Annotated in this window: 18 protein-coding genes; 12 read left to right on the forward strand and 6 right to left on the reverse strand. The window is 76.1% G+C overall.

The features are described from left to right. Nucleotides 1–94: 94 nt before the first annotated feature. On the forward strand, nucleotides 95–370 hold the full coding sequence (locus ABZW10_RS17285; RefSeq protein WP_350542760.1) for a hypothetical protein: 276 nt from the start codon (nucleotides 95–97) through the stop codon (nucleotides 368–370). A 221-nt stretch (nucleotides 371–591) separates the two neighbouring features. Beyond that, nucleotides 592–1041 carry a YjbQ family protein gene (locus ABZW10_RS17290; protein WP_355365762.1) on the forward strand — a complete coding sequence of 150 codons (450 nt, stop codon included), beginning with the start codon at nucleotides 592–594 and terminating at the stop codon, nucleotides 1039–1041. A 52-nt stretch (nucleotides 1042–1093) separates the two neighbouring features. Here the strand turns inward: ABZW10_RS17290 and ABZW10_RS17295 are convergent, their stop codons facing one another. Further along, complete coding sequence (locus ABZW10_RS17295) at nucleotides 1094–1873, reverse strand: DUF1990 domain-containing protein (protein ID WP_355365765.1); 780 nt, start codon at nucleotides 1871–1873, stop codon at nucleotides 1094–1096. 68 nt (nucleotides 1874–1941) lie between these two features. Here ABZW10_RS17295 and ABZW10_RS17300 point away from each other — a divergent pair, with 68 nt between their 5' ends. Further along, a complete protein-coding gene (locus ABZW10_RS17300; RefSeq protein WP_355366069.1) occupies nucleotides 1942–2205 on the forward strand; it encodes a hypothetical protein in 264 nt (87 codons plus the stop codon). A gap of 106 nt (nucleotides 2206–2311) precedes the next feature. On the opposite strand, the gene ABZW10_RS17305 is transcribed toward ABZW10_RS17300, so the two are convergent. Together ABZW10_RS17305 and ABZW10_RS17310 are read right to left on the reverse strand one after the other, a co-directional pair. Beyond that, on the reverse strand, nucleotides 2312–5479 hold the full coding sequence (locus ABZW10_RS17305) for an SMC family ATPase (RefSeq protein WP_355365768.1): 3168 nt from the start codon (nucleotides 5477–5479) through the stop codon (nucleotides 2312–2314). Then, entirely contained in the window at nucleotides 5476–6645 is a 1170-nt protein-coding gene (locus tag ABZW10_RS17310) for an exonuclease SbcCD subunit D (protein ID WP_355365771.1), read from the reverse strand. The genes ABZW10_RS17305 and ABZW10_RS17310 overlap by 4 nt, the downstream gene beginning before the upstream one ends. Before the next feature lie 400 nt (nucleotides 6646–7045). Here ABZW10_RS17310 and ABZW10_RS17315 point away from each other — a divergent pair, with 400 nt between their 5' ends. The 4 genes from ABZW10_RS17315 to ABZW10_RS17330 all read left to right on the forward strand — a co-directional run bounded on the left by ABZW10_RS17315 (nucleotide 7046) and on the right by ABZW10_RS17330 (nucleotide 10375). Next, entirely contained in the window at nucleotides 7046–7894 is an 849-nt protein-coding gene (locus ABZW10_RS17315; RefSeq protein ID WP_355365774.1) for a hypothetical protein, read from the forward strand. A 216-nt stretch (nucleotides 7895–8110) separates the two neighbouring features. Continuing rightward, the gene (locus ABZW10_RS17320) at nucleotides 8111–8989 is read left to right on the forward strand and encodes a hypothetical protein (RefSeq protein WP_355365777.1); all 879 of its coding nucleotides are present in this window, start codon (nucleotides 8111–8113) and stop codon (nucleotides 8987–8989) included. A gap of 38 nt (nucleotides 8990–9027) precedes the next feature. Beyond that, complete coding sequence (locus ABZW10_RS17325; RefSeq protein ID WP_355365780.1) at nucleotides 9028–9369, forward strand: glyoxalase; 342 nt, start codon at nucleotides 9028–9030, stop codon at nucleotides 9367–9369. A 226-nt stretch (nucleotides 9370–9595) separates the two neighbouring features. Continuing rightward, entirely contained in the window at nucleotides 9596–10375 is a 780-nt protein-coding gene (locus ABZW10_RS17330) for an SGNH/GDSL hydrolase family protein (RefSeq protein WP_355366039.1), read from the forward strand. 332 nt (nucleotides 10376–10707) lie between these two features. On the opposite strand, the gene ABZW10_RS17335 is transcribed toward ABZW10_RS17330, so the two are convergent. Together ABZW10_RS17335 and ABZW10_RS17340 are read right to left on the reverse strand one after the other, a co-directional pair. Next, nucleotides 10708–11865 carry a polysaccharide deacetylase family protein gene (locus ABZW10_RS17335; protein ID WP_355365783.1) on the reverse strand — a complete coding sequence of 386 codons (1158 nt, stop codon included), beginning with the start codon at nucleotides 11863–11865 and terminating at the stop codon, nucleotides 10708–10710. 227 nt (nucleotides 11866–12092) lie between these two features. Next, nucleotides 12093–13937, reverse strand: a complete 1845-nt coding sequence (locus ABZW10_RS17340; RefSeq protein WP_355365786.1) for a long-chain fatty acid--CoA ligase — start codon at nucleotides 13935–13937, stop codon at nucleotides 12093–12095. Nucleotides 13938–14400: 463 nt separating this feature from the next. Here ABZW10_RS17340 and ABZW10_RS17345 point away from each other — a divergent pair, with 463 nt between their 5' ends. The 5 genes from ABZW10_RS17345 to ABZW10_RS17365 all read left to right on the forward strand — a co-directional run bounded on the left by ABZW10_RS17345 (nucleotide 14401) and on the right by ABZW10_RS17365 (nucleotide 20982). After that, the gene (locus ABZW10_RS17345; protein WP_355365789.1) at nucleotides 14401–17361 is read left to right on the forward strand and encodes a nitrate- and nitrite sensing domain-containing protein; all 2961 of its coding nucleotides are present in this window, start codon (nucleotides 14401–14403) and stop codon (nucleotides 17359–17361) included. Nucleotides 17362–17488: 127 nt separating this feature from the next. After that, nucleotides 17489–17908 (forward strand): roadblock/LC7 domain-containing protein, encoded by a 420-nt coding sequence (locus tag ABZW10_RS17350; RefSeq protein WP_350542745.1) that lies wholly within the window; start codon nucleotides 17489–17491, stop codon nucleotides 17906–17908. 155 nt (nucleotides 17909–18063) lie between these two features. Beyond that, nucleotides 18064–18468: a DUF742 domain-containing protein gene (locus ABZW10_RS17355; RefSeq protein WP_355366042.1), complete on the forward strand. Its 405-nt coding sequence runs from the start codon at nucleotides 18064–18066 to the stop codon at nucleotides 18466–18468. Nucleotides 18469–18577: 109 nt separating this feature from the next. Continuing rightward, entirely contained in the window at nucleotides 18578–19126 is a 549-nt protein-coding gene (locus tag ABZW10_RS17360; RefSeq protein ID WP_355366045.1) for an ATP/GTP-binding protein, read from the forward strand. 1292 nt (nucleotides 19127–20418) lie between these two features. Next, entirely contained in the window at nucleotides 20419–20982 is a 564-nt protein-coding gene (locus ABZW10_RS17365; RefSeq protein WP_355366048.1) for a winged helix-turn-helix domain-containing protein, read from the forward strand. Nucleotides 20983–21046: 64 nt separating this feature from the next. Here ABZW10_RS17365 and ABZW10_RS17370 read toward each other — a convergent pair whose 3' ends face one another. Continuing rightward, nucleotides 21047–21829 carry an IclR family transcriptional regulator gene (locus tag ABZW10_RS17370; RefSeq protein ID WP_355365792.1) on the reverse strand — a complete coding sequence of 261 codons (783 nt, stop codon included), beginning with the start codon at nucleotides 21827–21829 and terminating at the stop codon, nucleotides 21047–21049. Nucleotides 21830–21990: the final 161 nt, after the last annotated feature.

Here is a 21990-nt window from a genome sequence, read left to right on the forward strand (position 1 = left end):
CGGTGGCAGAACACCGGGACGGTTGCGCGAAGACCGTCTGTCGCGGATAGTCTTCGCCTCACGGCCCTGGCGCCTCGTAGGGGTGGGAAATCAGATGGAACACATGCAAGTGCGGACTCGGCCCCGCGTGCCGGCGATCCAGTGCGGCGTCGGTACCACCGGCCGCCGGATCGACCGGCACCTGGCTGTGCTCGGCGCGCCCGCACTCCCGGCGGTGGACACCGCCGAGGCGCTCGGGTTGATAAGGGAGCTGACGCCGCGCGGTGTCGGCGCCCCGACCGCGCCGCCGCGCCGCCACGCCCGGGTCAGGCTGCTGGCGCCACTGCGCCGGCTGCGCCGCGGGCTCTTCGGCGGGCGCGGGCGCGGCTGACAGGCCGGCCGGCCCCGGGGCGCACCGCCGCCCCTCCCGCGCGCATCCGCACCGGCCCGACGGATTCCCATGACCGTCGGGCCTTCGGCGTGCCCGGAACCGGGCCCTCCCGCGGCGCCCAAATTGGTCTGAACCTCTCAGCGTACGCCGACTTGCCCCACCGGCACGGGAAGTCGGCGAGGCTGGTCGGACCGCCCCCGGACGTGGGTGAGGATGGCGCCATGGCGGACCACAAGCACACCACCCCCCACTCCCCGTCCTTCCGGACCGAGACCTTCGAGATCACCACCGGCAGCCGCGAGGTCGCACTCGACATCACCGACCGCTGCGCCCGGTTCCTCGACGGGCACGCCCCCGGCCGGGACGGCCTGCTCAACGTCTTCGTCCCGCACGCGACGGCCGGGATCGCCGTTCTGGAGACCGGCTCCGGCAGCGACGCCGACCTGCTCGCGAGCCTGCGCGACCTGCTGCCGGCCGACGACCGCTGGCAGCACCGGCACGGCAGCGCGGGCCACGGCCGCGACCACGTCGTCCCCGGCCTGGTCGCCCCGCACGCCACCCTGCCGGTGATCGGCGGGCGGCTCGCGCTGGGCGTCTGGCAGTCGGTCGTCCTCGTCGACACCAACGGCGACAACCCACGGCGGACGGTCCGGCTCTCCTTCCTCGGCTGACCGGCGCCCGGGGGCGGTCCGGTCCGGGCAGGCGGGAGCGTGAACACAGCCCCTACCGGCCTCGGGTCGGCCCGCCCCCGGGGGCCCCTTCGGCGCCGACGGCTCCTGTCGCGGGGGCCTCGCCGCTCGCGGCTCCGGTGGCTGCCGCCCCGGCGACCGCTGTCCCGGCGACGGCCGGCTCGCTGACAGCCGGCTCGCTGACGGTCGCCTCGGCGGCTGCCGCCTCGGCGACGGCCGTGAGGTACCGCTCGATCGCCAGGTACTGGCAGAGCGCGGCGACCGGGCGGCCGAGCCGGGCGTACCAGGAGGCGAGCCGGGCGAAGGCGCTCACCTCGAACCACACCTCGCCCGCCGCGTCCATGGACACCATGAACGCCTCCTCGCCGCGCTCCGGGTGCCCCGGCAGCGTTCCGTAGGCGAAGCCGATCCGGTCCGGCTCGTCCACCGTCCACACCACCCGGCACGGGATCACCAGCCGCGGCCACCGGGTACCGGGCAGCGTGAGGCGCAGCAGCACGGTCGCCCCCGTCTCGACGGGCGCGTGCGGGTACACGGCGAAGCCCGTCCCCAGCTGGCAGCCCCAGCCGAGTACGAACCGCCCGGCCCGGTCCAGGACGTCGGGGCCGTGCCCGAGGTGCACCCGCCGCCGCAGGTGGGCGTAGCCCTCCGGCAGCCGGGCGTCCCGGGTGGCGCCCACCTCGCGGTAGCTGGGCGCGGACGCCCGGGCGGCCAGCAGCCGCCGCTCCAGGGCGGACGACGGCCGGACGGTGCGCTGCGTGCGGGCGTCGGTGCGGGCGTCGGTGCGGGCGTGGGTGCCGGGCGAGTCGGGCATGCGGCCACCGTATCCGCCGTCCGGGAGCAACCTTGCGCGGGGCCCGGCCGAGGAGTAGAGAAGGCCCCATGAGCGAAACAGCCGTGAACGGCAGGGTCCCCACCGGCACGCCGGACGGCGACGGCACCGCGGCGGCCGGCCAGGTCTGCGCCCTCGCCCCGGCCGACGGCGACGCCGTCGCGGCCCTGCTGCCCGACCCGGACCTCACCGGCCCGCGCGCGGACTGCGTGCTGTGCGGCGAGCCGACCGAACTGCCCGCCGACCACCCGGGCAGCACCCTCTGCCCCGTCTGCACCTGGCAGCAGGCCCAGCGGATCGCCTGCTCCGGCTGAAGCGGTCCGGGTCGCACGGGCCCGTCCGGCCGGGACCGGTCACGGCCGCGACCGGCGTTGCGCGTCGGGCTTCGGGCATCGGGTGTTGGGCATCGGGCGTCAGGCGTCAGGCGTCCTCCCGCCCTGCCAGGGCCAGGGTGGAGCCGTGCCGGCCCTTGCGGACCAGCAGCTGGGCCGGGATCCGGCTGCGCAGATCGGCGACGTGGCTGACGATGCCGACCGCCCGGTCCCGCTCGCGCAGACCGTCGAGGACGTCCATCACCTCCTCCAGGGTGTGCTCGTCCAGGCTGCCGAAGCCCTCGTCGATGAACAGGGTGTCCAGCGGCATGCCCCCGGCCTCGTCGGTGACCACGTCGGCCAGGCCGAGTGCCAGGGCCAGCGAGGCGAAGAAGCTCTCGCCGCCGGAGAGCGTGGCGGTGTCGCGCTCGGTGCCGGTCCAGGCGTCCACCACCCGCAGGGCGAGCCCCGAGCGCTTGTTGCCCGCGCCCCGGTCGTCGCTGTGGACGAGGGTGTAGCGGCCGCCGGACATCCGGACCAGCCGGTCGCTGGCCGCCGCCGCCACCTGCTCCAGCCGCGCCGCCAGGACGTACGACTCCAGACGCATCCGGAGCCGGTTGTCGGCCGAGGTGCCGGCCGCCAGCGCGGCCAGCCGGCTGATCCGCGCGTACCCGTCCAGCTCCGGGGCGAGCGCGCGGGCCAGCTCGGCCAGCTGTCGCCCGATCGCCGCGAGCGCCTCGCACCGCGCCCGGGCCGCGTCCCGCGCGGCGTGCGCGGCCCGCAGCCGGTCGGTGGCGGCCCCGAGTGCGGCACGGGCGCCCGGCAGGTCGGCGGGGGGCAGGGCCGCCGCCGCGGCCGACTCCGGCTCGGCGAGCCGCCGCTCGGCCGCCGCCAGCTCCGCCCGGTGCCGGTCCAGCCGCTGCTCCAGCCGCTCGCGCTCCGGCCGGGGCAGGAGGACGGCGGCGGCGTCCTGCGCGCTCGCGAACCCGGCCGCCACCGCGGCGTCGGCCAGTTCGTCGTCGGCCCGCTTGAGCTGGTCCGCCGCCTCGGTGGTGGCCCGCGCCGCGCCCGCCAGCTCCGCCACGGCCGAGGCGAGCCGGTCCAGGGCGGTCGCGCGCGCCGCCACCGACGGCGCGTCACCCCGGGCCGCCGCCACCCGGGCGCCCAGCTTCTCCTGCTCGGCGTGCAGGGTCCGCGCCTGGGCGGCCAGCTCGGCGCTCCGCTCACGGGCCTCGGCCAGCGCCGTACGGCGGACGGCCTGCTCGGCGGTGAGCCGCTCGATCGCCCGGCCCGCCGGGCCGAGCCCCTCCGCGGACCGGAGCGCCTCGCGGTGCTCGCGCTCCAGTCCGGTGAGCGCTCCGGCGAGGGCGTCGGCGGGCTCCTCACCCGCCGCGCCGGCCGCCGCCGCCCGGCGCACCTGGAGGCCGGACAGCTTCCGCTCCGCCGCGTCGGCGGCCTGCTCGGCGGCCGTCTGGGCCTGCCGGGCGCGCTCCTCGTCCTCGGCCCGGACCGGTTGGCCGACCGCGCGGGCGGGGTCGGGGTGCTCCGGTGAGCCGCAGACCCGGCACGGCTGGCCGGTGCTCAGCTGCGCGGCCAGCTCGGCGGCCATCCCGGCCAGCCGGCGCTCGCGCAGGTCCAGGCCGTACTGCCGGGCGTCCAGTGCCTCGGCGCGCAGCGCGAGGACACGTGGCCGGGCGTGGTCGATCTCCAGGTCCAGCGCGTCCCGGTCGCGGGCGGCGGACAGCCGGGCGGCCAGCTCGGCGCGCCGGGCGTCCAGCCGCTCGACACGACCGGCGGCGTCCCGCGCGGCGGACTCCTCCGCCTGGAGCGCGGCCAGCCGGGCCTCGAACTCGGCCAGCCAGTCGCCCGCCTCCTCGGCGAGGTCCTCTGCGCTCCGCAGGTCGGCGGCCAGGGCCGCCCGTGCGCCGGCCAGCTCGGCGCACTGCCGCTCGTCCTCACGGGCCGCCTCCAGCCGGACGACCTCCGCCCGCAGCCGCTGTTCGGCCGCGGCCAGCTCCGCGGCCTCGGCGTGCGCCAGTGCCGGCCCGCCGCCCGCCGCGCGCCCGTCCGCCGTGGCCCCGTCCGTCGTGCGCGTGCCCCTCGCGCCCGCGACGTCCTCGCGTGCCAGGACATCGCGCCCCGCCGGGCCGTCGGCGACCTCGGCCAGCGCCGCGCGGTGCCGGTGTTCCGTGTCCCGGGCCCGCCGGTACGCCTGCGCCGCGCGCTCGCGCAGGTGCAGCACCGACTCGACGCCGACCGCCGCCTGCGCCGCCACCAGCCGCTGCCGGTCCGCCGCCCGGGCCGGCTCGTCCTCGGCCAGCCGGGCCGCCTCCCGCACCGCCTGCCGGTGCCGCTCCTGCCGGTCGGCCAACTGCTCGGCGGCCTCCCGCGCCCGCTGCGCCGCCCGGTGCGACTCCTCCGCGCCCGCCAGCGCCGCCCCGGCGACCGTCAACCGCTCGGCCGCGCCGACCCGCAGCACGGCCGCCCAGCCCAGCACGCCGGCGGTGAGGTCGGCACCCCCCGGAGCACCCGCGGGACCGGATTCCTCCTCGACGGGCACCGGGCCGGCGGCCGGCTCGGCGCCCGGACCGGCCGCCTGCTCCGCCTTGCTCGCCAAGTCCCGCAGTCGGCGGCGCCCCGCCTGGACGGCGGCCTCGTGGGCCCGGCGCTGCTCGGCCAGCCAGGCCTCGACGGACTGGAACCGCTCGGTGTCGAACAGCCGGCGCAGCAGCTTGCCGCGCTCCTCCGAGTCCGCCCGCAGGAACCGCGCGAAGTCGCCCTGCGGCAGCAGCACCACCTGGCAGAACTGGTCCCGGCTCATCCCGATCAGCCGGTGGATCTCCTCCCCGGCCTCCTGGTGCGACTTGCTGACCGCCCGCCAGCCCGGTGCGCCGTCGCCGGTCCCCGCGCCGTCGGCCGACCACTCGCGCAGCAGCGTCTGCGCGCGCTCGGTCGTCGTACCGCGGCCCACCTTCTTCGGCCGCGGCTGCTCCGGGACGCGGGTGACCTCAAGCCGCCGCCCGCCCAGCGTCAGCTCCAGCCGGACGGTGGTCAGCCGGCTGGCCTCGGCGTGGTCGCTGCGCAGCCGGTTGGCCCGGCGGGTGCCGGGCACCTCGCCGTAGAGGGCGTAGCAGACCGCGTCCAGCACGCTGCTCTTGCCCGCGCCGGTGGCGCCGCGCAGCAGGAACAGTCCGCCGGCGGCCAGCGCGTCGAAGTCGACCGTCTCGGAGGCCGCGAACGGGCCGAACGCGGTCACGGTCAGCCGGTGGAGTCTCATCGCGGCAGCTCCGCCTTCCGGTCGGTGGTCTCCCGGACGCGCTCGAAGCCCTCGCGCAGCCAGTCCAGCTCGGCGGCGTCCGGCTCGGCGCCGGGGCGGACGTGCCGCAGGAATCCCTCGGCGATCTCCAGGTCCGTCCGGCCGCCGACCCGCGCGGCGTAGGAGACGGAGGCGGCGGCGGTCGTCTCCTCGGGATCGAAGAGCAACTGGAGGGTGTGCGGGAAGCGCCGGCGCAGCCGCTCCATCGGCTCGCCCGGGCGGCTCGGGTCGGTGAGGGTGGCCTGCACCCACGACTGCTCGTCGGCGGTGTACCGCTCGTCGGTGAGCAGGTCCTCCAGCCGGCCGCGCAGCCGGGCCAGCGGGCGCGGCACCGGGCACGGGACCCGCTCGGCGGCGACCGCGCCGTCGGCGGCGAGGTCGACCAGCCACATGCTCTTGCGGTGCTCGTGCTCGGAGAAGGAGTAGGCGAGCGGGGAGCCGCTGTAGCGCAGGTGCGGGGCGAGGGTCTGGCTGCCGTGCAGATGGCCGAGCGCGGCGTAGTGCACGCCGTCGAAGACGGCGGCGGGGACGGCCGCGACCCCGCCGACCGCGATGTCGCGTTCGCTGTCGCTCGGCTCGCCGCCGGTGACGAAGGCGTGGGCCAGCACCACCGCGCGGGTGCCGGCCGGCCGGGCCGCGAGGTCGGTCCGGACCTGGTCCATCGCCGCGCCGAGCACCGCGGCGTGGCCACCGCGCGCCAGCCCGAACCGCTCCCGGACCAGCGTCGGCTCCAGGTAGGGCAGCCCGTAGACGGCGACCGGACCGTGCTCGTCGGCGAGCAGCACGGGTTCGGCGCACTCGCCCGGGTCGGTCCGCAGGTGGACGCCGGCCCGGCCGATGAGTCCCGCGCCCACCCCGAGGCGGCGGGCGGAGTCGTGGTTGCCGCTGATGAAGACCGTCGGCACGCCGAGGCCGGCCAGCCGGTGCAGCACGTCGTCGAAGAGCGCCACCGCCTCCAGGCCGGGCAGCGCGCGGTCGTACACGTCACCGGCGACCAGCACGGCGTCCACGCCTCGGTCCCGGACCACCGCCACCAGGTGGTCCAGGAACGCGCGCTGGGCGTCGTGCAGGCTCTCCCGGTGGAACGATCGCCCGAGGTGCCAGTCGGAGGTATGCAGCAGTCGCATGGTCCCCGACCATAACGGGCGGCACCGACAACCCGGCGTGGACCGGAGCTCCCCGCCCGCCCCGCCGGTCCTCGGGGCCCCTCCCGGCGGTCGCGCTGGGTGGATTGTCAGTGACCGTGTGTATGTTCGCGGTTGCCGGGAGCCGAGGGGCTCGTGGGGCCGGTGTGACAGGTGCGGCAGGTCCGGACAGCGGGAGGAAGGGAGCGTGGTCGTGCGGGACGGGATGCGCGGTGGGAGCGGGTACGGGGGTCGGCGGCGACCGGGGCCGGGCGGGCCGGGTGCGCCGGGGGCGCGGGGCCGGGGTGGACGGCCCCCGGGCGGCGGGCCTGGCGGGCCGGGCGGGCCCGGGGCGCGCGGGTGGCGGTGGGGGCGGCCGCGTGGGGCGCCGCCGCCGCAGCCGGTGGCGCTCGCGGTGGTGGTGCGCGCCGCCGACTTCGCCGAGCTCGCGGGGTACGGGCTGTTCGGCGGGCTGTCGTACCGGGCCTACCTGCGGCGGCTGGCGCTCCAGCTCCGGGCGCTGGGCGGGCACGGCTTCGAGGTCCACCTGAGGGTGCTGGACCCGGCGGACTACGAGGAGTACTGCGAGGCGTTCGGCTTCGACCCCGGGGACGCGGCGGCCGGGGTCGCGTACGCGGCCGACCCCGAGCTGGCCGGGGAGCCGTTCGTCTACACCGGGCAGCGGTCGGCGGTGCTGCTGCCGCGGTTGGCCGACGACCACCGGGCCAGGGTGCGGATCTCGATCGCGACGGTGGCGCTGCTGGCGGCGGTCGGCGAGGGCCCGCCGGGGGAGCGGCGGCTGGTGGCGGTGATGCGGCACGCGATCGAGGTCCGGTCGGCGGTGGCGGCGGGCGCCGGTGACGGGTTCCACCTGCTGACTCTGCGCTGCCACGGCCCCGAGGACGGCGAGGAGCTGACCACCGCGCTCGACCTCCTGGTGGAGCGGGGGCGGTCCGCGGTGGGCGACCGGGACGGGGAGGCGTTCTGCGTGACGCTGGCGGCGGGGCTGGCCGCCGGCGGCGCCGGGGCGATGGTGCTGCACGGGGATCCGGCGGCGCCCGGCGGTCACACGGTGCGGGGCTGGGCGCTGTGCGGCGGGCTGCTGCGGCCGATGACCGCCCGGGAGGTGCTGGACGAGCTGGCCGACGACGTCGGCCGCGGCCTGCCGTTCCCGCCGGCCGCCGTCCCGCTGCCGGGCTTCCCCCTCCCGGTGCCGCCCGCGCCGCAGGAGGGTGGTGAGCCCCTGGACTGACCGCGGCTGACCAGGGTGTTCGGCTCCCGGTGTCCACCAAGCGGCGCTGGGGACTGTTCATCGACCGCCTGTTCGGGGAAGATTTCGGGGAAGATCAACAGTGGGAACGGCCGGTGCCCCACGCCGCCGTGCCCGCCCGATCGGCCCCGAACCGCGCACCGCGAACCGTCCCCGCGCACCGTCGGTCCGGCGAGCCCGACACCGAAAGGGGGACGCATGAGCCGGATCGAGTACAGCGCGGAGATCGCCGAACTGCTCGGCCGGGTACGGCGGCGTCCCACCGCGGGGTGGCCGTGGCGGCCGGGCGAGCGGGTGCCTCCCGGGCTTCCGGTCAAGCAGTCGTGGGGGTGGCTGTTCGCCCCCGACGGCCGGGTGCTGACACTGGTCAACCCCAGGGACGGCATCGTCTCGCTGCCCGGCGGTTCGCTGGAGCCGGAGGACGCCGGCGATCCCGGCTCGGCGCTGGCCCGGGAGGCGGGCGAGGAGGCGCAGGCGCTGATCGGCACGGCGTACTACCTCGGGTACCTCTACGACCGCGTCGGGTCGGCCAACGGCGGGCACGAGTGCGCGCGGGTCCGGATGGCCGCCGCGCTGCGGGCGGTCGGTCCGAGCGTGCCGGACCCGGCGTCCGGGCGGCACTACCGGCGGCTGCTGGTGGCGCCGGGCCTCGCTGTCGAACTGCTCGGCTGGGGCACGCCCGGTCTGCGCCAGGCCCGGGCGGCGGTGACGACCGCCGCCCGGTGGCTCGGCGTGCCCGCGGTGGCCAACGAGACGATCGAGGAGCTGCCCCTCGACGGCTGCGAGGTCTTCCCCGGTGTCGGACCGGGAGACGGCCCCGGTGCCGGACCCGGCGTCGGCCGGGGTACCGCCCCCGGCGAGGTCCAGGGCGCCGCCGTCCAGGGCGCCGTCCAGGATGTGGTCCGGGGCACGGTCCAGGGCGCCCCCGCCGACCCGGGCCGTCCGTCGGCCCTTCCGCCGCACCTTCCGCCGAACGGCTCGTCAGCCCGTCCGCCGAAACGCCCGCCGGACCACCCGCTGGACCTTCCGCCGGACCACCCGTCGGACCGTCCGTCGAACCGGGCCGGTGGCAGCTGAGCGCCGGCCGCCCCCGCCCCCGGGGCCTGTTCCACCACGTGGAGCTGTGGACGGACGACCTGGCGGTCGCGGCGGAGCAGTGGGGCCCGGTGCTGCTCGCGCTCGGGTGCGAGCCGTTCCAGCAGTGGCCGAGCGGTCGCAGCTGGCGCCTCGGGGACGCCTACCTGGTGATCGAGCAGTCGCCGGCCCTGCTGCCGGGCGGTCACCAGCGGCTGCGTGCCGGCCTCAACCACCTCGCCGTGCACGGCGGCCGGGCGGCGGTGGCCGTCGCCCTCGCCGCCGGCTGGACGGTCCGGGTGGACACCGGCGAGGCGGTCCATCTGATCGACCGCCAGGGCTTCGAGCTGGAGATCGTCGTCCACGACGGCGAGTCCGAGTAGCCGCCGCCTGACCGCCGCCCCTCCGCGGCCGGATGACGCGCCGTCCGGTCACCACCGGCGCACGCCCGGTCGCCCGTAGTGAGAAACGGGCGCGTTCACCCCGCCGTTGTCAGACTGTTCGTCAATTGACTTGGCATGACAACTTCACATGAAAGCTACCGCCTGGTATCAAATTCCGTGACACACGTCACTACCAGGAGACCTCATGTCGCGCCCTGCCCGAGTCATGTCCGTCGCCGTCACGGCGGCCCTCCTCACCCTCACCACGCTGGCGACGGCCGGCACGGCCCACGCCGCCGGCGTCAACTACGTCGCCCTGGGCGACTCCTACTCCGCCGGTGTCGGTGCCGGCGGCTACACCAGCGAGAGCGGCAGCTGCAAGCGCAGCACCAACGCGTACGCCTACCTGTGGAAGAACGCCCACACGCCGACGTCCTTCAAGTTCGTCGCCTGCTCCGGAGCCAGAACCGGCGACGTGCTCAACAGTCAGATCTCCGCCCTGAGCTCGACCACCACGCTGGTCAGCATCACCATCGGCGGCAACGACGCCGGCTTCGCGGACACGATGCAGACGTGCGTCCTGGACTCCGAGAGCGCCTGCCTCAACGCCGTCGCCACCGCGAAGAACTACGCCACCAGCACCCTGCCCGGCCAGCTCGACAAGGTCTACTCGACGATCCGGGCCAAGGCGCCGAACGCCCGCGTCGTCGTGCTCGGCTACCCGCACATGTACAAGGTCGGCGGCAGCTGCATCCTCGGCATCGGAGACACCAAGCGGGCCGCCATCAACGGCGCCGCCGACACGCTCGACGACGTCCTCGCCAAGCGGGCGGCCAACGCGGGCTTCGCCTTCGGCGACGTCCGCACGATCTTCCGCGAGCACGAGATCTGCGGCTCCGGCACCACCTGGCTGAACAGCACCACCCTGCCGGTCGACGAGAGCTACCACCCCAAGGCCGCCGGCCAGTCGGGCGGTTACCTCCCGGTCTTCTCCGCCCAGGTCTGAGCGGAGGCGCACAGGGTCTGAACAGGCCCGGGCCCGCCGGTCCCTCACAGGGGGAGGGACCGGCGGGCCCGTCCGTTCGTGGCGAGCGACCCGCAGCACCCCGTCCGCGGCGGTACCGCCGTCAGCGCGGCGACGGTGACTGTCCGGCACCCGGCAGCGGGTTCGTACCCCCGGTCTCCCCAGGGGACGAGTCTGGCGCCGGAGGGCCTCGTCCCGTCCACGGGCAGGGCGCGGAACGGGCGCACCGCCGGCCCGTACGGGGACCGGCGGTGCGGCGATCGGTGTGTGGTGCGTGACGGCGGGCGCGGGCCCGGGTACGGGCGGCTACCCCGTCAGCGCAGGTAGGAGGTCAGGCCGGCGGGCTTGAGGCCGGCCGTCCCGGCGGCGGCCAGGGCGCGCTGGAGGTCACCGGCGAGGGTGTCGCTCCAGTGCATCAGCACGACGTCCCCGGGCGACAGGGTCCCCTCGTGCCAGATGTTGGAGGCGCCCCAGCTGAAGTCCGCGTCGGCGGTGAGCACGGTGCGCATCCCGCAGTTGGCGGCGGCCTGCAGGGTGTCGGCGTTCCAGCTGAAGAACGGCGGGCGGAAGACGGTCGGCGCGGTGCCGAAGAGACGGGTCAGCGAGTCCCGTGCGTCGCAGATCTCCACCTGCTGCTCGGCGGGCGACAGCTTGGTGAGGTCCGGGTGGGAGACGCTGTGGTCCTGGACGGAGGAGCCGGGCACGGCGGTGACCCGCTGGAAGTAGCCGGGGTCGGCGGCGGCGGCCATCGGCAGCGGGAAGGCGGTGATCGGCAGCTGGTGGTCGGTGATGAACCGCTCCGCCTCCGGGGAGGTCTGCCAGCCGTCGTCGATGGTGAAGAAGACCACCTTGTCGCTGGTCGGCACCGACGGGGCGGCCGTGGCCGGGGCGGGCGCGGGGCCGTCCACCCGGACGTCGTCGACCGCGAACGGGCCCTGCTGGTACCAGCCGTGGACGGCGAGGCGGACGGTGGTGGCGGTGGGCCCGGCGGTGAAGCGGGTGGTGAGCTTCTGCCAGCCGCCGTGGGTGTCCTCGGTCCAGGCGGGCGCGGTCGGACGGTCGGTGCCGTCGGTGGCGCCGAGGAAGACGAACTTCCCGCGGACCCAGGCGGAGGCGGTGTAGGTGGTACCGGGCTGGACCGAGACGGTCTGCGCGCACTCGCCGGTGGACTCGTCGCCGGCCGGGGTGACGGCCAGCGCGGAGCCGCCCGAGTGCGGGGCGGCGGTGGTGACGGAGGCCTCGGCGGGCCCGCCGGAACAGCGCCAGCCGGGCACGCTGCCCCAGTCGGCGAGCGAGGAGGCGGGGATCTCGAACCCGGGGTTGGTGGCCAGATTGACGGTGGGCGCGGCGGCGTCGGACGCGGCGGCGGTCCCGGGCGCGGCGGCGGCGGGCCCGGCGAGGCCGGCCGTCAGCAGCGCCGCGCAGGCGCCCAGGGCCGACAGGCGTGCGGACATGCGCGAGGAGATGGACACGTGGGGACTCCTGCGTGGGGACGCGCCCGTTGGGGCGGGCGCGCGGAGACGTGGATGTGGGGATGTGGGGATGTCTGGATGTGGGGTGCTCCCGGAGGGGGCGGGAGCGGTCGGCGCGCCGCACTCGGACCGGGAGGAAAACAATGGACTGGACCACTCCGATCGTCAAGGACCGGAGGCCGCCCGGCCGGTCACCGCTGCTGCGGCAAAAGGGACAAGACGATCCGTCAGGGGGCGTAGAGCTCTTCGATGTCCGCCGCGTAGTAGTCCGTGATCGCCGTCCGCCGCAGCTTCAGCGAGGGTGTCAGGAGCCCCTGCTCGAAGCCGAACTCCCGGGGCAGCAACCGGAACGCGCGGATCGACTCGGCGCGTGAGACCGCGGTGTTGGCCGCCGCGACGGCGCGCTGGATCTCGGTGTGCAGCTCCTCGTCGGAGAGCACCGCCCACGGGTCCGCCTGCCCGCGCCCGCGCCGTTTCAGCCAGTGCGACAGCGCCCCCGGGTCGAGGGTGATCAGCGCGGCCACGTACGGGCGGTCGTCGCCCACCACCAGGCACTGCGAGACCAGCGGGTGCGTCTCGACCCGGAGCTCCAGGGCGGCGGGGGCGAGGTTCTTGCCGCTGCTGGTGACGATGACGTCCTTCTTGCGGCCGGTGATGGTGAGGTAGCCGTCCTCGTCCAGGCTGCCGAGGTCGCCGGTGCCGAACCAGCCGTCGAACAGCGACTCGGCGGTGCAGCGCGGATGGTTGAGGTAGCCGCCGAACACGCCGGGGCCGCGCACCCACACCTCGCCGTCGTCGGCGATGGCCACGGTGGCGCCGGGCACCGGCTGCCCGACCGTGCCGATCTTCGCGCGCCCGGGCGGGTTGCCGGTGATCGCCGCCGAGGTCTCGGTGAGCCCGTAGCCCTCGTACAGCTGGATGCCGGTCCCGGCGAAGAAGAGGCCGAGTTCGCGCTCCAGCGTCGAGCCGCCGCACATCAGCGTCCGCAGCCGGCCGCCGAACACGGCCCGCAGCCGCTGGTAGACCGTCCGCTCGTAGGCCAGGTGGCGCAGCCGCAGCGCGGGGCCAGGACCGGGGCCGCGCCCGAGGCCGCGCTTCTCCCGGCAGGCCGCCCAGTCGACCGCCACTTGCCGGGCCTGGTCGAACAGTTCGCCGCGCCCGGCCTCCTCGGCGGCCCGCCGGGCCTGCTGGAACACCTTGTCGAGCACGTACGGGACGACGAGCAGGAAGGTGGGCCGCAGCGCGGCGAGCACGGGCAGCAGGGCGTCGGTGGACATCTCGGAGACGTGGCCGAGCCGGAAGCCGCCGCGCACCGCCGCGATCTGCACCATCCGCCCGTAGACGTGCGACAGCGGCAGGAACAGCACGGTGGAGGGCTGGTGGCCGCCGGTGTCGCGCAGGGCCTCGTCCCAGCAGGCGAGCAGCGCGTCGGCCGCGTCGGCCAGGGCGCCGTGGGTGATCAGGCAGCCCTTGGGGCGGCCGGTGGCGCCGGAGGTGTAGACGACGGTGGCGACGGTGTCGGCGCCGACGCCGAGCCGTTGGCGGTGCACCAGCGAGTCGGGGACCCCGCGCCCGTCCTCGACGATCGCGGCGACGCAGCCCCGGTCCAGCTGCCAGATGCCGGTCAGGTCGGGTAACGCGTCGCAGACCGCGCCGACGGTCATCGCGTGGTCCTCGTCCTCGACCAGGCAGGCCACCGCCTGGGTCTCGGCGAGGATCCAGCGGACCTGCTCGGCCGAGGCGGTGGGGTAGACGGGGACGGAGATCGCGCCGATCGACCAGAGCGCGTAGTCGAACAGCGTCCACTCGTAGCGGGTGCGGGACATCAGGGCGACCCGGTCGCCGTAGCGCACGCCCCGGGTGAGCAGGCCCTTGGCGAGGGCGAGCACCTCGTCGCGGAAGCCGGCCGCGGTGACGTCCTGCCAGTCGTCGTCGGGGGCGCGCCGGGTGCCCTCGCCGCGGCGGGCCAACTGGACCAGTCCGGGGGAGCGCTCGGCGGTGTCGTAGAGCGAGTCGGCCAGCCCGCCGGCGGCCGGACCGCCGGCCGGGGCGGGGGTGGTGAACTCGCGCACGATCCCCCCGATCCGTCCTGCAGGTGGAGCGAAACTATCGGATAGCGTGCCGACTGCCCAGGGGTTGTGACCGGGACGCGACGAGATCGGCACCGGCTCGTGCGGAAAGTGCCGTGCGCGTCGGAGCCGCTGCTCGCGGTGGCGCTCGCGGCGGTGACCGGGTCATGACGGAGCGTGCGACGGAGACCCGGCGGCGGGGTGAAAGCGGTGATCTCGGTGCCGATCCGGACACGATCCGGGCCGGGGCGAAGAGAGGCCGGGTTCGACCCTCGAACGAGTGGTCAGGGCGTAGTAGAGTCTCGCAGACCTGCGGCCGGGGCATCCCGGTCCGCCCCGAGATCCACCCCCGGACCGGGACTTGGTCCGTACCAACCCGCCGTCCGTCCGCGCCGCCCCACGCCCCCCCCACCGACCCCGCCGCCCGCACCCCGTCCGCGCCTGGCACTTCCCGACCGAGGACTCCATGCGTCTGCGCAGCAGCTCGATCCGCGCGAAGATCATCGCGCTGCTCCTGGTGCCCATCGTCGCCCTCGCCGCCCTCTGGGCGTACGCGACGCTCACCACCGCCGGAGACGTCTGGAGCCGACTGGACCTCAGCAGGACGTACCAGGAGTTCGGCACCCCCGTCGACCAGTACGCGCACGACCTGCAGAGCGAACGCCGGGCCGCCGTCAAGCGGCTGGCCGACCCGACCTCGGGCACCGCGCGCGAGGCCTTCGAGCAGGCCCAGGCCGCCACCGACCGGGACCTCGCCCAGCTGCGGCAGAAGAAGGACACCGCCGGCGGCCGGCTCGACGAGTCCCAGCGCGGCCGGCTGCTGCAGATCCTCGCCGCCGCCGACCAGTTGCCCCCGCTGCGCGCGCAGGTCGGCCGCGCCGCGCTCAACTGGGAGTTCGCGCTCGGCCAGTACACCGACCTGGTCAAGCCCACCTTCGCCTTCCGGTCGGCCTTCGTCGCCCGGCAGAGCGGCCAGCTCCCGCGGCAGGGGACCATCCTGACCGAGCTGGTGCGCGCCCGCGAGTACCTCTCGCAGGAGGACGCGGCGATGGAGGGCCTGCGCACCGCGACCTCCCGGCCCACCCCTGAGCAGTACCAGGTCGCGCTCGACGCCCTGCACAACCAGCAGGCCCTGTTCACCGTCTACATCGCCGAGCTGGACCCGGTCGACCAGGCCGACTACATCGCCCTGCGCGGCGGCGAGGCCTGGGCCTCGCTGGCCCGGGCCGAGGCGGACTTCGTCGGCGCGGGCGGCCCCGAGCGGGTGGTCCAGGCGATCAACGGCGGCGACTGGCGCAAGACCGCCGACCACGCGCTCGGCGACCTCGCGGCGATCAACGCCCGGCTGGCCGGCACCATCGACGACCGCGACCACTCGTACGCGATCGGCCTGCTCTGGCGCGGCGGCATCGCCGGTGTGATCGGCCTGGTCGCGGTGGTGCTCTCGATCCTCATCTCCTACCGGATCGGCCGGGGCCTGGTCCGCGAGCTGATCGGCCTGCGCAACGCCGCCAACGAGCTGGCCGGCACCCGCCTGCCCTCGGTGATGCTGCGGCTGCGCAAGGGCGAAGCGGTGGACGTCGCCACCGAGGCCCCCGAGCTGGAGTTCGGCCCTGCCGAGATCGGCCAGGTCGGACGGGCCATCAACGCGGTGCAGCGGGCCGCCGTCGAGGCCGCCGTCGAACAGGCCGAACTGCGGCGCGGCGTCTCCGCGGTCTTCGTCAACCTGGCGCGGCGCAGCCAGGTGCTGCTGCACCGCCAGCTGACCCTGCTCGACACCATGGAACGGCGCACCGAGGACCCGGCGGAGCTGGAGGACCTCTTCAAGGTCGACCACCTCACCACCCGCATGCGCCGGCACGCCGAGGGCCTGATCATCCTGGCCGGCGGCTCGCCGGGCCGGGCCTGGCGCAAGCCGGTGCGGATGGTGGACGTGGTCCGCGCGGCGGTCGGCGAGGTCGAGGACTACGCCCGGGTGATCGTCCGGCCGTTCCCCGGCACCGGACTGCTCGGCAGCGCGGTCGCGGACGTCACCCACCTGGTCGCCGAACTGGTCGAGAACGCGGCGGTCTACTCGCCGCCGGCCACCCAGGTCACCGTCCAGGGCGAGGTGGTGGCGCACGGCTTCGCGCTGGAGATCGACGACCGCGGGCTCGGGCTGAGCGAGCAGGCGCTCGCCGGGATCAACGAACGCCTCACCGTGGAGCAGGAGTTCGACCTCGCCGACACCGACCGGCTGGGCCTGTTCGTGGTCAGCCGACTGGCCCGGCGGCACGGCATCCGGGTGCACCTGAGGCCCTCGCCGTACGGCGGGACCACGGCGGTGGTGCTGATACCGCGCGAGCTGCTGGCGGAGGCGCCGGACGGGCTGCCGGAGCCGCCGCCCGCGGGAGGTACGGGCGTCGGGGCCGCTTCCGGTGCGGGTGCGGGTTCCGGTGCGGGCGCCGCCGGTGGACGGCGGGCGGCGGCGGGTCGGCGCGACCTCGTCGCGGTGCCGGCGCTCGGCGCGGACGGGACGGCGGGTGCGGGCGGTCCGGGCGCTGCGCGGGCCTCCGGCGGGGCCAACGGATCGAGTGGGTCGAACGGCTCCAACGGCTCCAACGGATTCAATGGCTCGACGGGCTCCGACGGCGAGGGCGGGCGGCACCGGGGCAGCGGGGGGCCGCGTCCCTCGGCGCCCGAACCGGCGCGCACCCCCGGTGGACTGCCGCGCCGGTCGCGGGGCGGCGGCGGGCCGGTGCTCGTCCCGGCACCGGCCGGCGAGCCCGCCGGGCCGGGCAGCGGGCGGCACCGGCGCGCCGAGGCGCGGGGCACGGCGGTGGCGGACGCCGCCGCGGAGGCCTCGGCGCCGCGTGACGGCTCCTCGCCCTCGTCCGTTCCCGCGCCCGCTCCCTCGCCCGCGTCTGACGCCGCGCCACGTACCGGTGGGTCGTGCGCCGGCGCCTCGTCGGGCGGTCTGCCGCGCCGCGTCCGGCAGGCGAGCCTCGCCCCGCAGCTGCGCGAGCGCGCGGCCGAGGCCGCTACCGCCCCGTCGGCCGAGGCCCGTCCGGACGGCGGCGCCGAGGCGGCGCGCGAGCGTTCGCCGGAGGAGGCCCGGGCCACCTTCGCCTCGTTCCAGCGCGGCTTCACCCGAGGCCGGGGCGCGAGCGGCACCCCGGCGGCTCCCCGGCCGGCGCCGGCGCCGCGGCCCGTCCCCGGCTGGCAGCCGCCGGACCCGGGGCGCCGCGCGATCAGTCCGGCACCCGCCCCGGCGGCGCTGCCCGGCCCCGCCGGGGGCGAACCGGCGCCGCTGGCCCGCCGCGCGCCCGTCCCGCCGCCGACCAGGTTCGTCCGCGCTCCGCGCGTCACGGCGGAACCGGACGCACCCGCCGGTCCGTTGTCCGACGGGCCGTCCGAAGGCACGGCACCACCGGCACCACCGGTCTGACCCGCTCCACCCCGTCGACCATGCACGACCCGTACCACCCGCATGACCCGTACGACCTGTACGACCGAGCAGCACCCGCACCACCGGCACGACCCGCACCACCCGCTCCAGCGGAAGGAACAGACTCATGACCACTTCGACGCAGTCGCCCGGAGACCTCAACTGGCTCCTGGACGACCTGGTCGGACGCGTCGCCGCGCTGCGGCACGCGGTGATCCTCTCCAGCGACGGCCTGGCCACCGGCGCCTCCCGTGACCTCGACCGGGAGGACGCCGAGCACCTGGCCGCCGTCGCGGCCGGCTTCCACAGCCTGGCGAAGGGCGCCGGCGGGCACTTCAAGGTCGGCGGCGTGCGCCAGACCATGGTCGAGCTGGACGAGGCCTTCCTGTTCATCACCGCGGCCGGCGACGGCAGCTGCCTGGCGGTGCTGAGCGAGGCCGAGGCGGACATCGGCCAGATCGCCTACGAGATGGCCCTGCTGGTCAAGCGGGTCGGCGAGCACCTGGCCGCCGAGCCGCGCGCCGACGTGGCCCCGCCCGGGAGATGAGCGGTCCGATGGCGGACGAGGAGCCGATACCGGTGCCTCGGGATCCGGAACCGGGAGCGGAGGGCCGGGGACCGGGCGACCGCGCGCCGGACGACGCCTCCGCCGGGGCCGCCTCCGGCGCGGACGGGCCCGGCGCGGACGGGCCCGAGGTCGACCTGTTCCGGGCGCGGACCCCGGTCGACGACCGCTGGTTCGACGACGACGCCGGCCCGGTGGTGCGGCTGTACTCGATGACCCGCGGCCGCACCCGGCCGGTCGAGGACGGCCTGTTCGACCTGATCTCGCTGATCACCGCCAAGGACCCCGGGCCGGTCACGGGCGCCGTGCCCGCCCACGTGCTCGACCCGGAGCACCAGACCATCCTGGCCTGGTGCCGCCGGGAGCCGATCTCCGTGGCCGAGCTCGGCTCGTACACCGACCTGCCGGTCAGCGTCGTACGCGTCCTGCTCGGCGACCTCTACGACGCCGATCTGATCAGCGTCACCCGACCCGTTCCGCTCGCCGAGCTGCCGGACGAGCGCCTGCTGCGAGACGTGATCAATGGACTCCGTGCGCTCTGACCCGACCGCGACCGCCGCCGCCCCGGTGCCGCCCGCCCACGACCGGGCCGGCGGCGGGTCCGGCGATCGGGCGAACGACCCGCGCTGGCGGGGCGGCCCGGCGGTCGCGGTGAAGATCCTGGTGGCCGGCGGCTTCGGCGCGGGCAAGACCACCCTGGTCGGCGCGGTCAGCGAGATCCGCCCGCTGCGTACCGAGGAGGAGCTCAGCGAGCTGGGCCGGCCGGTGGACGACACGGCGGGGGTGGAGGCCAAGCGCACCACCACGGTGGCGATGGACTTCGGCCGGATCGACGTACGGCCCGGGCTCGCCCTCTACCTGTTCGGCACGCCCGGCCAGGACCGGTTCTGGTTCGTCTGGGACGAGCTGGCCCGGGGCGCGCTCGGCGCGGTGGTGCTGGCCGACACCCGGCGGCTGGCGGACTGCTTCCCCTCGGTGGACTTCTTCGAGCAGCGGGGCATCCCCTTCCTGGTGGCCGTGAACTGCTTCGACGGCAGCGAGGTCTTCTCCCCGGAGGAGGTCCGGGACGCGCTCGACCTGGACCCGGGCATCCCGGTGATCCTCTGCGACGCCCGGCTGCGCGAGGACGGCAAGGAACTGCTGGTGGCACTGGTCGAGCACGCCGCCGACCGCCGCCGGGGAGCGCCGGCCGCGGTCTGAGCCGACGGTTCGGCAGGCCGCCGGGACCGGGCCCCGGTGCCCGCCGCGGTGGGTGGCGCCGCGTCAGCGTCTCATTTCCGTGTTCACATGCCGGACGATCGGTGTCAGGCAGGTTGCCTTGACCGGCCCGGCGTGGAAGGCTCTGTGGACGGAGGCCGCCCGGCCCGTTGCCGGGGTGCCGCCAATGTGCCGCGCACCGAGTGCGTCGGGCACGAGCGCCGCGGCACGACACAGGGACGTGCCGGCGCACCGAGACCAGTGGGGGGAGGACCGTACCGTGAACGTCGAGCAGCGACGTGCCGTGTCCGTGTCCGCCTCCCTGGTTCTCCCCCTCCCGGTCACTCCGGCGCTGACCGTTCGGCGGTACATCGACCACGCGCTCATCTGCAGCGCCTGCTGTCGCTGACGTCGCCACCCTTCGCCGTCCACGTCACCGTCGCCGCCGCCCACCGCCCGGGGAGCCCTCCCGTCCGGTACGGCCCGTCCGGGTCGCCCGTCCGGGCCCGGCGGAACCGGCGGCCCCTCGCACCGTCGACCCGGCAGCACCGGACAGCCGTCCGGTGAGCCGCCGTCGTCCCTGCCCGCTCAGCGGAGAGCACCAGTGAACCTCGCCAGCACCACCCGTCACCCCGCCACCACCGTCACCGTCGGCGTCGCCGCCCGCGCCGCCATCGGGACGGCAGGGGTGGTCGGGGCGACCGGCGGCGGCGCGGGGTCCACCCGGTCGGATCGGCGCGGGAAGCACGCCGCGGACGGAGGAAGAGGTCGGTACGTCGACCTCGAGCCGTTCTGGCCGTCCCGGCAGCCGCACCTGTTCGACCAGACATGTCCCGGCTCGCCCAGCGCGTCCCGGCACTCCTTCCGCTGACCCAGGGTCAGTCCTCGGCAGTACGCCCGGTCGACGCGCAGACGACTCCACCCCGTCCGTCACGCGCGAAATGAGCGGCATCATGTCCACCCCTTCCACCGCCACCCTCCACCTCCCCTCCGCGACCCCGCACCTGCGCGCGGTCCGCTCCGTCCCCTCGAACCCCGAACGCCGGCACGGCGGGCCCGGCCCGCAGCGCCCGGCGGCCGGTCAGCCCGGGGCCGTCCCGCCCGCCGCGGCGGGTCCGGCCGTCTCCCCGGTGGTGCCCGGCGCGACCCAGGCCGTGCCGGCGCTGCCGCCGCAGACGCTGCTCGCGGCGCTCCCGGAGGGCGCGGCGGTCGTCGCCGCGCTGCCGCAGGGCTCGCTGCCGCAGGCCCTCCTTGCCCAGTACGGGGCGCAGTTCGGCGCCTCGGCCGGACAGCCGATGGTCGGCTACCTGGTGCTGGTCCCGGCCCAGGCCGGCGCCGCCCCGGCGGGCGGGACGGCGCCGACCGGCTTCCCGGTCGCGTCGATCGGGACCCCGTCCTCGGCTTCGGCTTCGGCCCCGGTTTCGACTCCGACCCCGACCCCGACCCCCGTCCCGGCCATCGCGACCGGCTCGTCCGTCCCCGGCCCGTCCGCCCCGGGTCCGCTCGGTACCGGTCCGCTCGGTGCCGGTTCGTTCGGCGCGGGGGCTCCGGTCCGTCCGGTACGGCCCGCCGGCCGCGGCATCGCCGTCGACGTGGAGCGCCGCAACGCCTATGTGGACGGGCGGCTGCTCGATCTCACCTACCTGGAGTTCGAGCTGCTCGCCCACCTGACCGAGCACCCGCAGCGGGTGCACACCCGCGACCACCTGGTCTCCGCCGTCTGGGGCTACGGTCACGTCGGTGACGGCCGTACCGTCGACGTGCACGTGGCCCGGCTGCGCCGCAAGCTCGGAGTGGCCTACCGCGACAGCATCGTGACGGTCCGTCGGGTCGGCTACAAGTACACCCCGGTCGCCTGATCCGCGTCCACCGGGCCGGGCGTTCCCGTGAACGCCCGGCCCTTTGCGTTTTCGTGACGAACCGTCATATCCGCTGGTCCGGCGGCAGCAGGAGGACGGCGAGCGCGCCGGCGCAGGACCGCGCGTGCCCGAGGAACCAGTCCAGCCGCTCGTCGGCGAGGTGGGCGGGCGTGGAGCGGACGGCGAGCGCGAAACGGGCCTGCCCGGCGCCGTCCAGCACCGGCACCGCCACCGTGCGCACGCCGGCCGCCGACTCGCCGTCGTTCAGCGCGTAGCCGGCCGTCCGGACCCGCTCCAACTCCTCGTCCAGGAGCTCCGGTTCGGTGATGGTCCGGTCGGTGAACGGCGGCAGCGGACCCAGCGTCGAGACCCCGGCGTCACCCGGGCGCGGCCAGGCCAGCAGCACCTTGCCGAGCGCCGTCGAGTGCAGGGGGCGGCGCAGTCCCAGCCCGGTGTCCGGGCGGACGGAGGCACCGACCAGGATCACCGCGTGCGGGCCGCTGCGGATCGCCAGGTCGGCCGCGGCGCCGGTGCGGCGCGACAGCAGGTCGAGCTCGGGTGCGGCCAGGTGCAGGCCCCGCTGGTGGAAGCTCAGTTGGCCCAGCTCGGCGACGGCCGGGCCGAGCCGGTAGCGGGCCGTGTGCTCGTCCTGCTCCAGGAACCCGGCGCTGACCAGGGTGCGGGCCAGCCGGTGCGCGGTGGAGACCGACAGGCCCATCCGGCGGGCCAGGTCCGAGGCGCTCAGATCGGGGCCGTTGTCGTGGAAGCAGTGCAGCAACCCGAGGGCCCGTTGAACGGCCTGGGCGCCGGCCGGCGGGCTCTGGACGGCGGTGACGGCCTCGGCCATGGCACCTCTCGTTCTGTCCTTGGCTCCGGCCGGTTCACCGGAGTCGCTCCCAGACTATGGCAGCGGGTGCTGCGGGAATGTGTCAACGGCGTTGCAAAAGTATGCCGTTCATGAACAACCGATCCCATGATGTGGCAAACCCTTGTCCGCTGCCGGTCCGC

Origin of the sequence: Kitasatospora sp. NPDC004723, assembly GCF_040609255.1 — a bacterium.
Lineage (GTDB): Bacteria > Actinomycetota > Actinomycetes > Streptomycetales > Streptomycetaceae > Kitasatospora.

Bases quoted from the DNA above. Each gene is read 5' to 3' on its own strand.
- ABZW10_RS17300 (WP_355366069.1), top strand. From the start codon at position 1,942: ATGAGCGAAACAGCCGTGAACGGCAGGGTCCCCACCGGCACGCCGGAC.
- ABZW10_RS17320 (WP_355365777.1), top strand. From the start codon at position 8,111: ATGAGCCGGATCGAGTACAGCGCGGAGATCGCCGAACTGCTCGGCCGG.
- ABZW10_RS17285 (WP_350542760.1), top strand. From the start codon at position 95: ATGGAACACATGCAAGTGCGGACTCGGCCCCGCGTGCCGGCGATCCAG.
- ABZW10_RS17350 (WP_350542745.1), top strand. From the start codon at position 17,489: ATGACCACTTCGACGCAGTCGCCCGGAGACCTCAACTGGCTCCTGGAC.
- ABZW10_RS17310 (WP_355365771.1), bottom strand. From the start codon at position 6,645: ATGCGACTGCTGCATACCTCCGACTGGCACCTCGGGCGATCGTTCCAC.
- ABZW10_RS17290 (WP_355365762.1), top strand. From the start codon at position 592: ATGGCGGACCACAAGCACACCACCCCCCACTCCCCGTCCTTCCGGACC.
- ABZW10_RS17330 (WP_355366039.1), top strand. From the start codon at position 9,596: ATGTCCGTCGCCGTCACGGCGGCCCTCCTCACCCTCACCACGCTGGCG.
- ABZW10_RS17370 (WP_355365792.1), bottom strand. From the start codon at position 21,829: ATGGCCGAGGCCGTCACCGCCGTCCAGAGCCCGCCGGCCGGCGCCCAG.
- ABZW10_RS17305 (WP_355365768.1), bottom strand. From the start codon at position 5,479: ATGAGACTCCACCGGCTGACCGTGACCGCGTTCGGCCCGTTCGCGGCC.
- ABZW10_RS17365 (WP_355366048.1), top strand. From the start codon at position 20,419: ATGGTCGGCTACCTGGTGCTGGTCCCGGCCCAGGCCGGCGCCGCCCCG.
- ABZW10_RS17295 (WP_355365765.1), bottom strand. From the start codon at position 1,873: ATGCCCGACTCGCCCGGCACCCACGCCCGCACCGACGCCCGCACCGAC.
- ABZW10_RS17345 (WP_355365789.1), top strand. From the start codon at position 14,401: ATGCGTCTGCGCAGCAGCTCGATCCGCGCGAAGATCATCGCGCTGCTC.